The sequence below is a fragment of the Tropicimonas aquimaris genome, from assembly GCF_042676185.1.
In the GTDB taxonomy this organism is placed as follows: domain Bacteria; phylum Pseudomonadota; class Alphaproteobacteria; order Rhodobacterales; family Rhodobacteraceae; genus Tropicimonas; species Tropicimonas aquimaris.
This window is the reverse complement of the sequence record NZ_JBHTJT010000056.1, coordinates 58,737-73,802: the sequence shown is the minus strand read 5'-3', so window position 1 is coordinate 73,802 and position 15,066 is coordinate 58,737. Positions and strand designations below refer to the sequence as shown.

Annotated in this window: 13 protein-coding genes, 1 tRNA gene and 1 pseudogene; 13 read left to right on the top strand and 2 right to left on the bottom strand. The window is 61.5% G+C overall.

Going from position 1 to position 15,066, the window contains the following annotated elements; all coding sequences use genetic code 11:
- Window positions 1–65: 65 nt before the first annotated feature.
- The 7 genes and pseudogenes from ACFQ2S_RS23060 to ACFQ2S_RS23030 form a co-directional block, all read left to right on the top strand.
- A pseudogene (locus ACFQ2S_RS23060) lies at window positions 66–296 on the top strand (transposase); the annotation flags it as partial.
- 225 nt (window positions 297–521) lie between these two features.
- Window positions 522–2,537, top strand: coding sequence for an acyltransferase family protein (locus ACFQ2S_RS23055; RefSeq protein WP_386078599.1), 2,016 nt, complete (start codon window positions 522–524; stop codon window positions 2,535–2,537).
- A gap of 215 nt (window positions 2,538–2,752) precedes the next feature.
- Window positions 2,753–3,046 carry a hypothetical protein gene (locus ACFQ2S_RS23050; protein WP_386078597.1) on the top strand — a complete coding sequence of 98 codons (294 nt, stop codon included), beginning with the start codon at window positions 2,753–2,755 and terminating at the stop codon, window positions 3,044–3,046.
- 236 nt (window positions 3,047–3,282) lie between these two features.
- A complete protein-coding gene (locus ACFQ2S_RS23045; RefSeq protein WP_386078594.1) occupies window positions 3,283–3,432 on the top strand; it encodes a hypothetical protein in 150 nt (49 codons plus the stop codon).
- 513 nt (window positions 3,433–3,945) lie between these two features.
- Window positions 3,946–4,653, top strand: coding sequence for a hypothetical protein (locus tag ACFQ2S_RS23040; RefSeq protein ID WP_386078592.1), 708 nt, complete (start codon window positions 3,946–3,948; stop codon window positions 4,651–4,653).
- Window positions 4,654–4,830: 177 nt separating this feature from the next.
- Window positions 4,831–5,019, top strand: coding sequence for a hypothetical protein (locus ACFQ2S_RS23035; protein ID WP_386078589.1), 189 nt, complete (start codon window positions 4,831–4,833; stop codon window positions 5,017–5,019).
- Window positions 5,016–6,044 carry a site-specific integrase gene (locus ACFQ2S_RS23030; protein ID WP_386078586.1) on the top strand — a complete coding sequence of 343 codons (1,029 nt, stop codon included), beginning with the start codon at window positions 5,016–5,018 and terminating at the stop codon, window positions 6,042–6,044. Before ACFQ2S_RS23035 ends, ACFQ2S_RS23030 begins: the two co-directional genes overlap by 4 nt.
- A 68-nt stretch (window positions 6,045–6,112) precedes the next feature.
- Here ACFQ2S_RS23030 and ACFQ2S_RS23025 read toward each other — a convergent pair.
- A tRNA-Cys gene (locus tag ACFQ2S_RS23025) sits at window positions 6,113–6,186 on the bottom strand.
- A 107-nt stretch (window positions 6,187–6,293) separates the two neighbouring features.
- The gene (gene ychF, locus ACFQ2S_RS23020) at window positions 6,294–7,391 is read right to left on the bottom strand and encodes a redox-regulated ATPase YchF (RefSeq protein ID WP_386078583.1); all 1,098 of its coding nucleotides are present in this window, start codon (window positions 7,389–7,391) and stop codon (window positions 6,294–6,296) included.
- 156 nt (window positions 7,392–7,547) lie between these two features.
- Between ychF and trpA the strand changes: the two genes are divergently transcribed.
- From trpA to ACFQ2S_RS22990, 6 genes are all read left to right on the top strand, one after another.
- Window positions 7,548–8,339: a tryptophan synthase subunit alpha gene (gene trpA, locus ACFQ2S_RS23015; RefSeq protein ID WP_386078580.1), complete on the top strand. Its 792-nt coding sequence runs from the start codon at window positions 7,548–7,550 to the stop codon at window positions 8,337–8,339.
- Between the two features lie 170 nt (window positions 8,340–8,509).
- Window positions 8,510–9,679 (top strand): alpha-hydroxy acid oxidase, encoded by a 1,170-nt coding sequence (locus ACFQ2S_RS23010; protein ID WP_386078578.1) that lies wholly within the window; start codon window positions 8,510–8,512, stop codon window positions 9,677–9,679.
- Between the two features lie 459 nt (window positions 9,680–10,138).
- On the top strand, window positions 10,139–12,112 hold the full coding sequence (gene acs, locus ACFQ2S_RS23005; protein WP_386078576.1) for an acetate--CoA ligase: 1,974 nt from the start codon (window positions 10,139–10,141) through the stop codon (window positions 12,110–12,112).
- Window positions 12,113–12,116: 4 nt separating this feature from the next.
- A complete protein-coding gene (locus ACFQ2S_RS23000; protein WP_386078573.1) occupies window positions 12,117–12,794 on the top strand; it encodes an adenylate kinase in 678 nt (225 codons plus the stop codon).
- A gap of 118 nt (window positions 12,795–12,912) precedes the next feature.
- Window positions 12,913–13,152, top strand: coding sequence for a DUF4212 domain-containing protein (locus ACFQ2S_RS22995; protein WP_386078571.1), 240 nt, complete (start codon window positions 12,913–12,915; stop codon window positions 13,150–13,152).
- Window positions 13,153–13,166: 14 nt separating this feature from the next.
- The gene (locus tag ACFQ2S_RS22990; RefSeq protein WP_386078569.1) at window positions 13,167–14,954 is read left to right on the top strand and encodes a sodium:solute symporter family protein; all 1,788 of its coding nucleotides are present in this window, start codon (window positions 13,167–13,169) and stop codon (window positions 14,952–14,954) included.
- The last annotated feature ends 112 nt before the right edge of the window (window positions 14,955–15,066 follow it).

The following is a 15,066-nucleotide window of genomic DNA, read 5'->3' as shown; positions in this document are numbered from 1 at the left end:
TTCCTTTCCATATCTGAACACCGACATCCTACACAGGCGTCGGCGGAGGGGCGGGCCATCCATAAGGGGGGCGTGGACGCCTGATCGGTCGGGCCAAGGGCGGCATGAACACCAAACTGCATGCCATCTGCGATAGCCAAGGGCGGCCGCTCAACCTGTTCGTCACCGCCGGCCAAGTCAGCGACTACATCGGCGCGCGGGCGCTGCTCAGCAGCCTGCCAAAGGTCGACTGGTTGCTCGGGGATCGTGGCTATGACGCCGACTGGTTCAGGGACGCGTTGAAAGACAAAGGGATAGGGCAACGCTCTGCGTCCGCTTCGGGCTCCCAGCAGTCATCTGATCATTTCAATCAGATGTCTCCATGGTCGGCGAACTTGCCGTTCCTGGTGCAGCAGTCCGCTGCTCCAGCATCAGGCAGCTTCAGGTCCGAAAAACCTTGTCAGAAGGCACTTCCGACGGCAGCATAACGCTACATAGAGATCGCTCGGGAATGAGCGGGTTAAATTGGTTAGTGAGTAGCGATGTCAGTGATTAGATACCGACCCGATATTGATGGTTTGCGAAGTGTTGCAGTCCTGCAGGTGGTCTTCTTCCATTACGGTGCTTCTGCCGTGTCCGGTGGCTTCATCGGCGTCGACGTGTTCTTCGTCATATCCGGCTTCCTCATAACGTCGATCCTACGCCGCGAGATCGAGGACGGTCGCTTCTCAATCCTAGATTTTTTCGAGCGGCGTGTCCTGCGCATCCTTCCGGCACTCTTCGTGTCCATGACGGTCATCATGGTTGTAGCGACACTGCTGTTCACACCCGAAGATCTGAAAAACACCGCTCTGAGTGCTGCGAGCGCCACGTTGTTTGCCTCCAATGTACTGTTTTTCCTTGAAGCTGGCTATTTCGAAGCGGCGGCTTACAGCAAACCGCTTCTACATACCTGGTCACTTGCCATCGAGGAGCAGTTCTACATCATCGTTCCAATTCTGCTCCTCCTGCTCGCCCGGTGGGGGCGTAGGCCGGTGATATGGATCGGAGGCCTCACGCTTTTGTCTTTCGCGTTGAGCGTCCTGACCACCGCGCAGATGGCGAGTGCCGCCTACTACCTGCTACCATGGCGAGCATGGGAACTCGGACTTGGCGCACTGCTGGCCTATGGCGTTGGTCCGAAGCTCACCGACCGGGGCGGGCGCGAGGCTGCCGCAACACTCGGGATCGGGTTGATACTCTACGCTGCGCTTACGTTCGACCGCACGACGACCTTTCCCGGCGTTGCAGCTTTGGCACCAACGCTCGGCGCAGCGCTGATACTGCATGCAGGCCGGTTCGGCCCTACTGTTGTCAGCCGGATGCTCTCGTCGATGGTTCCGGTGTGGATCGGCAAGATGTCCTACTCGCTCTACCTTTGGCACTGGCCGGTGGTCGTGTTCTTTGTCTACGCGACCATGAGCATGCCCGATCTGGTCGAAGCCACGGTCCTGTTCATTCTCTCGTTGGGGCTTGCGGCGCTCAGCCTACGCTATGTCGAGCGACCTTTCCGCCGCCCGGCAGGGCAGATCGGTCAGAACCGGGCGGTTTTCTGGGGCGCGGGCGGTGCGATGGCAGGGATCATTTCACTTTCCGGAGCCGTCGTGCTCAGCAATGGGTTGCCTGGGCGACTGCCGGATGAACTGCAGGGCGTGGCCGCATTCGTACATGATCGCGACCCGCGTATCGGGGAGTGCTTCCGCAGCAAGAAGCGAGACCGGTCCTGGGGCACGCCCTGCATCTACGGCGCGACCGACGCAGGTCCGGCGACCATTGCGCTCTGGGGCGACAGCTTCGGTCCCGCATTAATTCCTGCGCTAGATACCGCCGGGCAATCACACGGAGTCCCGGTGGCCCTCTACGCCCATGACGGTTGCCCCGGCTTCCCGGACTTCCAAGTCTACTGGATCGGTCACGATCATGATTGCACGGGGTATCTCGATGCCACGATCCCGGAAATCCTGAACAGTTCCGATATCCAGATGGTGGTCTTCACGTTCCGGGCGCAAATGTACGCCCATGGCTGGGTCGATTATGGCATGGGCGAACGTGATCGAAGACCACTCTTAATCGGACCGCGCAGCGGGCCTCTCGCGCCAGACGCAAATCGAACCTCCTTCTTTCTCGATCGCCTCGAAGCCGCGATCGTCTCGCTGCAAGAAAGCGGGAAGCGGGTCGCACTGGTCTATCCGATCCCGGAGGCAGGAACGCGTGTTCCGGACATGATCCTTCGTTCATCGACATGGGGGGGTGGCTTTGGCGAGCACGTCCTTTCTCGCGAAGTCTATGACGCTCGGACGGCCGAGATCGTCGCGGGATACGACCGGATCGTTGCGGATCATGACGTCTTGCCGATCCGGCTAGATCAAGAAGTGTGCGGGCCCGAATCCTGCCGGTTTACACTCGAGAACGGTACGCCGTTCCTTCGAGACAGCAATCACCTGAGTGCGACGGCCGCACGGCAGCTAGCGCATCTGTTCGACCCGGTGTTCGCTGGGCTTCGGCACGACGACGGCTGAACCGTGTTTCAAAAGAGCCAGTTAGGCCTCGTCAGCGCAATTTGGCTTTTGGCGGCGCAGGGAGATGGATGGCATCCTTACGCGATCAAACTGGCTCTGCTGGAAGTGTACGCTCGATCAGGGGTGACCGTCAGTGTTGCTCCCCCGAAAACAGGACGGCGCGTGGTCAAAATTAGTGGGAGTGTCGAGGATATGCTAACTCCGGAGGAGCTGGAATGAGTAGGGGCGATGAGACCAAGAAACTTACCGATGCGGCAAACTACTTGTCTAGCCTGGAACAGAATCTTCGAGAGCGTGAGACGTTTGACGATAGCCGTGCAGCGCGTAAGTTGGAAATCATCCGCAGAGATCAATACGATCTTTTGCAAGAAATTTCCGCTGAAATCAGAGTATCTAATCAGCATCTTGTAGAGATCGCGAAGAACCAGAAAGACATGCGAGTGATTGTTGTTCTTTCTCTTGCCGTAGCGGTAGGACTTTACGTGCGTCATTTTGGAATTTTGGGATAGCAGAACTTGGGGGAAGCCACAGTGCCAAGTCTCGCAGGCATCTGCTGGACCCCCGGCACAACCAAGTGCTAGGTCCCAGATGGCGGTCGCCGAGCAGTAGGGACAGTTCCGGAAATCAACACCGCGGCAATGGCGGCGTGTTGGATTGATCCAGATCCCACCGTTGGGCATGTGCGTGACCATCTTCTGCATCTATTCTGATGATGACGAGGGGAGACCTGAGGAAGGTCGGCGCTTTGGTTGCAGTCGACGTGATGCGGCCGCTGCAGGCGTTCGATGCCGGGGGCAGGGCGCGTGCACTGACAGAGATTGTGTGCGCCCTGGCGCAAGCCAAGGAAGCCGAGCTTGACATGCGGCCGGCGATGAAGCTGGTCGATTGGGAATAGGGCTGGTGCTGTCTCAGGGCCGGCCGCTCGCCTCAGAAGGGGCCGAGGATGGCAAGCGTCACTCCGGTTTCGGCAACAGCAAAAACAGCGCGATCACAGAGAGAAATACGACCAACTCGATACCAATAAAACCAAACATACAGACACCCATGCTTACAACTCACTCCGACAGGATGAAGGAGATCACTGCCCGATGCACCATGATCAAAGGCTCAGTGTCGTGTTCGACTTGGGCGACAATCAATCGATTTGGCCCGGAATTGCTCATGTCGCGGGGCAACTAGGTCAATTGCGCTGATCGCGCGCGGAATCATGACGCCAAGCGATCCGGTATAGTCGGGCAGTCACGTCAGAACCCCGACAGCGCGCGGCCCTTTTCTGTGAGGGGGCGCGGCGCAGCACCGGCACGAGGGCAACCTCGGGGCCGGTGCATTCCACAGCCCGCGAACGTCTTGATGCGTGCTGCGCATTTAGGTCTTGACCCTAAGTGTGTGCTGCGCCATTAGATGGATCATGAAACAGGGTCCCTTCCTTGATCGGGTTGCCGAAGTGTTCGGCGTAGAGCGCAAGACGGTTCAGGTGATCGCTCGCGCGTTACGCGAAGCCGGTTACCTTACCACTGGCGCTCGGGGCGTAAACGCGCCTCACATGACTGCGAGGGACGCAGCAAACATCTCGATTGCGCTCCTGACGGGCGAGCCCCCAAGCAAGGTGGTTCCGGCGTTCGAGTTCTACAGCTCGCAGTTGCCTTGCGAAGAGGTGGAGGTAACTGAACTCAGCGTTCTCAGCCTTTGCCGTGTTGACGACCAAACGACCTTTGGAACGCTTGTCGAGCGGCTCTTCGATCTTTGGAAGGTCGAGGATGCCAAACTTGACCCCTACTGCTGGAACTCCGGCATTCCAATGGAGCCAACCATTTTGGTTCGCTTATCCGAGGACCACAAAACCACCAGCGTTCATGCCGAAGGGGAGGTGGTCGTCTTCCATGATCGCGAGTCTGCGGCGGAGTACGACCGTTTGTGGGAAGAGCGGATGGAGTTGGGCCGAGATAGCCCCGCTGACCAGAGGCGCCAGATCGAGCTGCTGGATCAACAGATGGAACTGCTCATGCACGGCATGGTGAGCGGGAAGGGCCTTCGGGTGACCCGCGAGTTCACGACTGTTGAGATCTCAAAGATCGCCATTGCCATTTTCGATGGTGAACGTGGGGAGGCCGACTGAGATGCTTGCGCTTCATCTACTTGAACAGTGCTCCAAGGAGGCGCATACTTCACGTATCCCGGTAGAACCGGTCCTGTGGGGTTGCGACATAGGGCCGAGAAAGGGCTCTATGAGCTTTGTCGCATCGCTTGCCTCGCTGGAGGTAAAGTGCGCTGGGTTTTTGGGGGAGTGTCGCTGATGGCACGACCTCGCTCAATCCTTAGAAAATCTGATCTTGCTAATCTGGCCGGTGCGATGCAGGCGGCCGGGATTTCCGATTGGATGGTGCGCGTCCTACCAGACACAACTGTCGAAATCATCGCCGGGAAGACCAGTCAGGATGCCTCCGACGACTTCCTGGCTGGCGATTTGAGGATGGGCAAATGACCAAGAAGGATCTGCCCAAGCACGTCTATTTTGATCGCGGTTACGTTCGGTTCATTCGCCGGGCGCGCGGCCAATCCGTGATGATGAAGGAACAGCCCGGAACACCAGAGTTCTGGGACCACTACAACCGATTGCTGAAAGGCCGGGAGCCGATCCCATCAAAGCGGAACTTCGAGTCGCTGATCCTCAGTTACTATGAAAGCGATGCCTTTAAGAAACTGAAGCCCCGTACCAAGGCCGATTACCGGAGGTACATTGGCCATATCCGTACGATCTGGGGGGCAAAAGACCCGGCCAAGATCGAGCCGCATCACGTCTATGAACTGCACCGCGCCAACGCCGAGCATTGGCGGCAGGCGAATTACTTGGTGCAAGTTATGGTGGTCCTGATGAACCATGCAAGGCTGATCGGCTTCCTCAAGAAAGAGCACGGCAACCCGGCCAAGGGAATTCCTCTTTTCAAACAGGAAAGCGACGGCTGGGAACCCTGGCCAGATGATGTAAGGGCCGAATTTGAAGCCGTGGCAACGCCCCGCGCACGGCTGGTCTATGAACTGTGTATCGGCACAGGCCAGCGGATCGGGGACGTTCTGAAAATCCGCTGGGACCATATCAATGACGGGGCCTATGACTTCACCCAAGGCAAGACCGACAAACCGTTGTGGATACCCCTGACAGACCGTCTCAAGGCGCATCTGGGCGCGGTGGAGAAAAAGGGCCTGACGGTCATCACGGACAAAAGCGGTCGCCCTGTACGGTACCGCACGGTGGCAGAGGAAATGCGGAAGGTGAAGGCGACGATGCGGCACCCAGAAGCTTCAAAATACGTCACGCACGGGCTGCGAAAGAACGCAACCATAGAACTCTACGTGGCTGGCTGCGACGACGAGATGGTCAAGGCCGTCACCGGCCACTCGGGCGTGGAGATGCTGAAAAAGTACGGAGGCCAAGTCAGACAGAAAGTTTTGGCAACGCGAGCGCAAGAGGCTCGCAATCGCATGGAACAGAACAAGTCCGGAACGTGAATGTTTCAATTGCCGTTTCAAAACTCGAGCAGAAGGAACGCAGGAGTGGCGCAAGTCATTGAAAGTATTGGAGGCGAGTACCGGAATCGAACCGGTGTACACGGATTTGCAATCCGCTGCGTCACCACTCCGCCAACTCGCCGAAGGGTGACGACGACCTAAGCGTATCGTGCGGTGCGGTCAAGCCGGAACTTTGCTCCGCAGAAAAGCCGGTCCGCCCGCGCCTCAGGCGGGCCGGCATGGCCCGGGTCAGGCGTTGAACAGGAAGTGCAGGACGTCGCCGTCCTTGACGATGTAGCTTTTGCCCTCGACCCGCATCTTGCCGGCTTCCTTGGCGCCCTGTTCGCCGCCGAGCGCGACATAGTCGTCATAGGCGATGGTTTCCGCGCGGATGAAGCCGCGCTCGAAATCGCCGTGGATCACGCCGGCGGCCTTCGGGGCGGCGTCGCCCTTGTGGATCGTCCAGGCGCGGGCTTCCTTTGGGCCGACAGTGAAATAGGTCTGCAGGCCGAGGAGGTTGTGGCCGACGCGGATCAGCTGGTCGAGGCCGGCTTCCTCGAGGCCCAGCTCGGAAAGGAACATCTCCGCTTCCTCGGGGTCGAGCTGGCTGATCTCTTCCTCGATCTTGGCCGAGATCACCACCGTTGCGGCGCCCTGTTCGGCGGCCATCTTCTCGACCGCCGCGGTGTGGGCGTTGCCCGTCGCCGCTTCGTCCTCCGCGACGTTGCAGACATAGAGAATCGGCTTCGTGGTCAGGAGCTGCAGCATGTTCCAGGCCTTCGCGTCCTCCTCGGTGACCTCTACGGCCCGTGCCGGCTTGCCATCTTCCAGAGCGGCGAGCGCGGCCTTGAGCAGGCGTTCCTGCTGCAGCGCGTCCTTGTCGCCGCCCTTCACCTTGCGCACCAGGTTCTGCAGGCGCTTTTCGATGCTCTCCATGTCGGCCAGCATCAGCTCGGTCTCGATGGTCTGCGCGTCGGCCACTGGATCGACACGGCCGTCGACATGGGTCACGTCGCCGTCTTCGAAACAGCGCAGCACATGGGCGATGGCGTCGCATTCGCGGATGTTGGCGAGGAACTGGTTGCCGAGGCCCTCGCCCTTGGAGGCACCCTTCACAAGACCCGCGATGTCGACGAAGGTCATACGGGTGGGGATGATCTGCTTGGACTTGGCGATCGCCGCCAGCTTCTCGAGCCGAGGGTCCGGCACGGCGACCTCGCCGACGTTCGGCTCGATGGTGCAGAACGGGAAATTCGCCGCTTGGGCGGCCGCCGTCCGCGTGAGCGCGTTGAACAGGGTGGATTTGCCGACGTTCGGCAGGCCCACGATACCGGTCTTGAAGCCCATGTCGGTCCCCTTCGGAAAAACTCGCCGCCTTCTAGTGTCCCGCGCGGTGTGCCGCAAGCCAACTTGGCAAATACCCGACGTGGGGCGGCCGTTGCTCGCGCCTTGATTTTCCCTTCCGCATTCTGCAAGTGGTGCCGGACCACTTGCGAGGATGCCATGACCCGGATCGACGATACCTTCCAGCGCCTGAATGCCGAGGGCAAGAAAGCCTTTGTCGCCTATGTCATGGCGGGCGATCCGGATTACGAGACCTCGCTGGAGATCGTGAAGGGCCTGCCGGGCGCCGGGGTCGACATCATCGAGCTGGGTGTTCCCTTTACCGATCCGATGGCCGACGGCCCGACGATCCAGCTTGCGGGCCAGCGCGCGCTCGACGGCGGCCAGACCCTGCAGAAGACGCTCGACATGGCCACCGCCTTCCGCGAGGTCGACCAGACCACGCCGATCGTTGCGATGGGCTACTACAACCCGATCTACAACCGTGGCGTCGACCGCTTCCTCGAGGATGCGAAGGCCGCCGGGATCGACGGTCTGATCGTGGTGGACCTGCCGCCGGAAGAGGACGAGGAGCTGTGCATTCCGGCCCAGAAGGCGGGGCTCAACTTCATCCGCCTCGCCACGCCCACCACCGATGACAAGCGGCTTCCCAAGGTGCTGCAGAAAACCTCCGGCTTTCTCTACTATGTCTCGATCACCGGCATTACCGGTTCTGCCGAGGCGCAGGCGACCGACGTGGGACCGGAAGTGGCGCGCATCAAGGTGGCCACGGACATCCCCGTGATCGTGGGCTTTGGCATCAACTCGCCTGAAAAGGCGCAGGCCATCGCCTCCGTGGCCGATGGAGCTGTCGTTGGCTCCGCGATCGTCAAGCTGATCGGGGAGGGGCGTCCCGTCCCCGAGATCCTCGACTTCGTGAAGGGATTGGCGGACGGCGCACACCGCGCCTGATCGTCCATTATCTGTTGAAAAACATCGCCGGGTGCGTCGATGCCCGATGGGCCTCGACGGTTGTGGGCGGGCAGCCCCCGAGACAATGAGTCCTGCATCCGCGCAGTTGTGTGACCCTCGCCGAATTGGTAAGCGAACCTAACCAATATCGCGCGGGGAGGGCGCCGCACATGACCGTCATCACCAATATCGGAGATCTCAAGCGCATCTATCGCCGCCGCGTGCCGAAGATGTTTTACGATTACGCGGAATCCGGCAGCTGGACCGAGCAGACGTTCCGGGAGAACAGCTCGGATTTCGAGCAGATCCGCCTGCGTCAGCGCGTGGCCGTCGACATGACCGGTCGATCCACCGCGACCGAGATGGCCGGCCAGAAGGTTGAGATGCCCGTCGCGCTGGCACCCGTGGGCCTGCTTGGCATGCAGCACGCCGATGGCGAGATCCACGCCGCCCGCGCGGCCGAGCGTTTCGGCGTGCCGTTCACGCTCTCGACCATGTCGATCTGCTCCATCGAGGACGTGGCGGAGAAGACGCGCAAGCCGTTCTGGTTCCAGCTCTACACCATGACCGATGAGGATTTCGTCCGCCGGCTGATTCAGCGCGCCAAGGATGCCGGCTGCTCCGCGCTGGTGATCACGCTCGACCTGCAGATGATCGGCCAGCGTCACAAGGACCTGAAGAACGGGCTGTCCGCTCCGCCCAAGCCGACTCTGAAGAACTGGATGGACCTGTCCACCAAATGGTCCTGGGGGCTGGGGATGCTGGGCACCGAGCGGCGGTCCTTTGGCAATATCATCGGCCATGTGACGGGGCTCGACGATCCCTCGCGACTCTATGAATGGACCGCCAAGCAGTTCGACCACGCGCTCGACTGGGCGAAGGTGGAAAAGCTGATCCAGATGTGGGGCGGCAAGACGATCCTCAAGGGCATCCTCGACCCCGAGGACGCCCGGATGGCGGTGAAGGTCGGTGCCGATGCCATCGTCGTGTCCAACCACGGCGGACGGCAGATCGACGGCGCTCTGTCCTCGATCCGCATGCTGCGGCCGATCCTCGACGAGGTGGGGGGCGAGATCGAGGTGCACCTGGACAGCGGCATTCGCTCCGGCCAGGACGTGCTGAAGGCTTTGGCGATGGGGGCGCAGGGCACGTACATCGGCCGTGCCTTCGTGTATGGCCTCGGCGCCAATGGCGAGCAGGGTGTGATGGACGCGCTGGAGGTGATCCGCAAGGAACTGGACACCAACATGGCGCTCTGTGGCCGCAAGCGGATCGAGGATCTGGACCGCAGCGTGCTGCTGATCCCCGAGGCGTTCGAAGGACGCTGGCAGGCCGACTGACCGGAGCACGGGGCAACTTCGGCGCGACGCGACTGGACGCTGCGCGCGAGGGAATCAGCCGGACCGATTCTCTCGAGTGAGTCGGCCCGGAGTAACAATCTTCCAATCAGAGGCGCGGCAGGCGTATTTGTCGCAGCGTCAACAGGGGGCTGCAGCGCAGGAATGCTGCGCTCGCGTGTCGCGGCGCGGGGCGGAATTTTCCTCTCCTTTGTTCCATTCAAGCACTTGTCACGGCGTGGTTTTTTTTGATTTCCGGATAAAAATTTTACAAATGCCTCGTGCTGGTCGTCAAAATATTTACAGAAAAAACCTTATTAAAAAAAGGCTTACGTGTTTCTTGACGATTGGGTTATGGTGCCGGCAATTCGCTTCTCGGGAGGAGGCGGGGCGAACAGTTTTGCTGACCAGAGGCCGCCTTTCTCCTAGCGTTGCGCAGCACAGCTACAGGGAGGGAGACCCATGTCCGTAAAAGCCAAGGCCGCCGCCGCGCCCGAAGTCGGCGCGATTCCCGAGAACTTCAAAGCCAAGGCGCATATCGATGCCGCCACCTACGAGAAGATGTATGCCGCCTCGATCAGCGACCCGGAGGCGTTCTGGGGTGAGCACGGCAAGCGCCTGGACTGGATCAAGCCCTATTCCAAGGTGAAGGACACCTCTTTCGAACCGGGCAACATCTCGATCAAGTGGTTCGAGGACGGCACGCTCAATGTCGCGGCCAACTGCGTCGACCGGCATCTCAAGAAGCGCGGCAACCAGACCGCGATCATTTTCGAGCCTGACGATATCCACGAACCAGCGCAGTACATCACCTACCGCCAGCTGCACAACCAGGTCAGCAAGCTCGCCAACGTTCTGGAACAGCTGGGAATTCGCAAGGGCGACCGGGTGGTGATCTACCTGCCGATGATTCCCGAGGCCGCCTATGCGATGCTCGCCTGTGCACGGATCGGCGCGGTGCATTCGATCGTGTTTGCCGGTTTCTCGCCCGATGCGCTGGCCGCCCGGGTCAATGGCTGCGACGCCAAGCTCGTCATCACTGCCGACTACGCGCCGCGTGGCGGCCGCAAGACGCCGCTCAAGTCCAACACCGACGCCGCGCTGCTGCACTGCATCCACGATCCGAAGGTGCTGATGGTGCGTCGCACCCGTGAGCAGACCACCTGGGTCGAAGGCCGTGATTTCGACTATGGCGAGATGATGCTGGAGGCTTCGGACGTTCAGCACCCGATCGAGATTAACGCAGAAGATCCTCTGTTCATCCTCTACACCTCCGGCTCCACCGGCCATCCGAAGGGCGTCGTGCACAGCACAGGCGGCTATCTCGTCTACGCGGCGATGACCCACCAGTACACCTTCGACTACCATGACGGCGACGTCTTCTGGTGCACGGCGGACGTGGGCTGGGTGACCGGACACAGCTACATCGTCTACGGCCCGCTGGCCAACGGCGCCACGACCGTGATGTTCGAAGGCGTTCCGACCTATCCCGATCCGGGCCGGTTCTGGGAAGTCTGCGAGAAGCACAAGGTCAACCAGTTCTACACTGCGCCGACCGCGATTCGTGCGCTGATGGGGCAGGGGGACGAGTGGGTCGAGAAGCACGACCTCTCCTCGCTCAAGCTGCTGGGCTCTGTCGGCGAGCCTATCAACCCCGAGGCCTGGAACTGGTACAACGAGAAGGTCGGCAAGGGAAAATGTCCGATCGTCGATACCTGGTGGCAGACCGAGACCGGTGGACACCTGATCACGCCGCTGCCCGGCGCCATCTCGACGAAGCCCGGCTCGGCCACCAAGCCGTTCTTCGGCGTCCAGCCTGTGATCCTCGATCCGCAATCCGGCCTGGAGATCGACTCCGTGGAGGCCGAGGGCGTTCTCTGCCTGAAGGACAGTTGGCCGGGCCAGATGCGCGGTGTCTGGGATGATCACGGCCGCTTCGAGCAGGCCTATTTCTCGGATTACAAGGGCTACTACTTCTCCGGCGACGGGTGCCGCCGCGATGCGGACGGCTACTACTGGATCACCGGCCGGGTCGACGACGTCATCAACGTCTCGGGCCACCGGATGGGCACAGCCGAAGTCGAGAGCGCGCTTGTGGCCCATGCCAAGGTCGCCGAGGCCGCGGTGGTCGGTTACCCGCATCCGGTCAAGGGGCAGGGCATCTATTGCTACGTCACTCTGATGAACGACGTGGAGCCGACCCAGGAGCTCTACCAGGAGCTGCGGCAGTGGGTGCGACACGAGATCGGCCCGATCGCCAGCCCCGATCTCATCCAGTGGGCCCCCGGCCTGCCAAAGACACGCTCCGGCAAGATCATGCGCCGCATCTTGCGCAAGATCGCCGAGAATGACTACGGATCCCTTGGAGACACCTCCACCCTCGCCGACCCGTCAGTCGTCGAGGATCTGATTGAAAACAGAATGAACAAGGGATGACGTCATGAGCGACGCACGAACCCCACCCGTCCTGATCCTTCTCGGCCCCCCGGGGGCCGGCAAGGGCACCCAGGCGAGGATGCTCGAGGAGAAGTTTGGCCTCGTCCAGCTCTCCACAGGCGACCTGCTGCGTGGGGCCGTAGCGGCGGGCACCGAAGCCGGCAAGGCCGCGAAGGCTGTCATGGAGGCCGGTCAGCTGGTGAGCGACGAGATCGTGATTGCGGTGCTCAAGGATCGCCTCGCGGATGACGACGTTAAGAACGGCGTCATTCTCGATGGCTTCCCACGCACGACTGCGCAGGCCGAGGCGCTCGATGCGCTGCTGACCGAGCGCGGGCAGAAGATCAACGCCGCGATCAGCCTCGAGGTTGAGGACGAGGCGATGGTGGAGCGGGTTTCGGGCCGCTACACCTGCGCCGCCTGCGGCGAAGGGTATCACGACAGCTTCAAGAAGCCGGCGGTCGAGGGTGTCTGCGACAATTGCGGCGGCACCGAGTTCAAGCGCCGGGCCGACGACAATGCCGAAACCGTCCGCTCGCGGCTGGAGGCCTATCATGCGCAGACCGCGCCGCTGATCGCCTTCTATCAGGAGCGCGGCCAACTGCAGGAGGTCGCGGCGATGGGCGTGATCCCCGAGATTGCGGCAAGGCTCAACGAGATCGTCGAACAGGCGAAAACCTGAACGGCGGGGCAGGGGGAAGGCTCCCCTTGCCCGCAACCGGGCCGGTCAAGGCCCGGAAGGTAAGGGTCGTATCGCGCGGGAGGCACGATGCGGAGTGAGAAACCAAAGGGAGGACCGCATGTCGGACAAACCTGAAAACAACGCGTACTGGGCGGCGAACATTCGTATCGTCACCTGGTGCCTCGTGATCTGGGCCATCGTGCCCTTCGGCTTCGGCATTCTGCTGCAGCCAATCATGCCGGGCTTCGCCTTCTGGGTCGCCCAGCAGGGCTCGATCCTCGTCTTCCTGGCGATCATCTTCTTCTACGCCTGGCGGATGAACGCTCTCGACCGTGAACACGGCGTCGACGAGCAGTAAGGGGACAGGGACAGATGGATCAATTCGTACTCAACTGGATCTTCATCGGTGCGAGCTTCGCGCTCTACATCGGTATCGCGATCTGGGCCCGCGCGGGCTCGACCTCCGAATTCTATGCCGCCGGCCGGGGCGTTCACCCCGTCCTGAACGGTATGGCAACCGGCGCCGACTGGATGTCCGCCGCCTCCTTCATCTCCATGGCCGGCCTCATCGCCTTCGTCGGCTATGACAACTCCACCTTCCTCATGGGCTGGACAGGCGGCTATGTGCTGCTGGCGCTGATGCTCGCGCCTTACCTGCGCAAGTTCGGCAAGTTCACCGTTCCGGAATTCATCGGCGACCGCTTCTACAGCCCGACCGCGCGCCTTGTGGCCGTGATCTGTCTGATCGTCGCCTCGATCACCTACGTGATCGGCCAGATGACCGGCGTGGGCGTGGCCTTCGGCCGCTTCCTCGAGGTGAGCAACACCACCGGCCTGCTGATCGGTGCCGCGGTCGTGTTCGCCTATGCCGTGTTCGGCGGCATGAAGGGTGTGACCTACACCCAGGTGGCCCAGTACGTCGTGCTGATCACCGCCTACACCATCCCGGCGATCTTCATCTCGATGCAGCTCACCGGCAACGCGCTGCCGCCGCTCGGCCTGTTCGGCAACGAAGTTGCCTCCGGCGAGCCGCTGCTGGCCAAGATTGACGATATCGTCACCCAGCTGGGCTTTGCCGAATACACCACCCGCAACAGCGACGTCCTGAACATGGTCCTGTTCACCCTGTCGCTGATGATCGGCACCGCCGGTCTGCCGCACGTCATCATGCGCTTCTTCACCGTTCCGACGGTGGCCGACGCACGCTGGTCGGCCGGTTGGGCGCTGGTGTTCATCGCGCTGCTCTACCTGACGGCCCCGGCCGTGGGTGCGATGGCGCGCTACAACATCACCAACCAGTTCTGGCCGGAAGGTCCGCAGGGCGAGGCGGTTTCCGTCGAGACCATCGAGAACAGCCCCGAGTACAGCTGGATGCTGACCTGGCAGAAGACCGGTCTGCTGAACTGGGAGGACAAGAACGGCGACGGCAAGATCCAGTACTACAACGACGCGAACGCGGACATGCAGGCCCGCGCCGAGTCGAGCGGCTGGACCGGCAACGAACTGACCAAGTTCGACCGTGACATCCTCGTGCTGGCCAACCCGGAAATCGCCAACCTGCCTGGCTGGGTTGTGGCTCTGGTCGCCGCGGGCGGTCTCGCCGCCGCGCTCTCGACCGCAGCCGGCCTGCTTCTGGCCATCTCCTCGGCCGTCTCCCACGACCTGATGAAGGGTCAGTTGACCCCGAACATGTCGGAGGCCTCCGAGCTGATGTCGGCGCGGATCGCCATGGCGGTGGCCATCGCGGTTGCCACCTACCTGGGTCTCAACCCGCCGGGCTTCGCCGCCCAAACGGTTGCACTGGCCTTCGGTATCGCGGCAGCGTCGATCTTCCCGGCACTGATGATGGGGATCTTCTCCAAGCGGGTGAACAACGTGGGCGCCGTGGTCGGCATGCTGGTCGGCCTGATCGTGACGGTGATCTACATCTTCCTGCACAAGGGCTGGTTCTTCATCCCGGACACCAACAGCTACACCGATGCGGCTCCTCTGTTCCTCGGCATCAAGTCGACCTCCTTCGGGGCCGTCGGCGCGCTGCTGAACTTCGCCGCCGCGATCCTCGTCTCCAACGCGACCGCCGCGCCGCCGAAGGAGATCCAGGATTTGGTCGAAAGCGTGCGTATCCCGCGTGGTGCAGGCGCCGCCGCTGCGGATCACTGATCCGAAGGCATCGGGCAGGGCCGCGAGGTCCTGTCCGCTCCACAACGCCGGCGCGTCCCTTTGCCCTGAAGGGGCGCGCCATTTTCTTGGTCCAACCTCATTCTGATGGAAC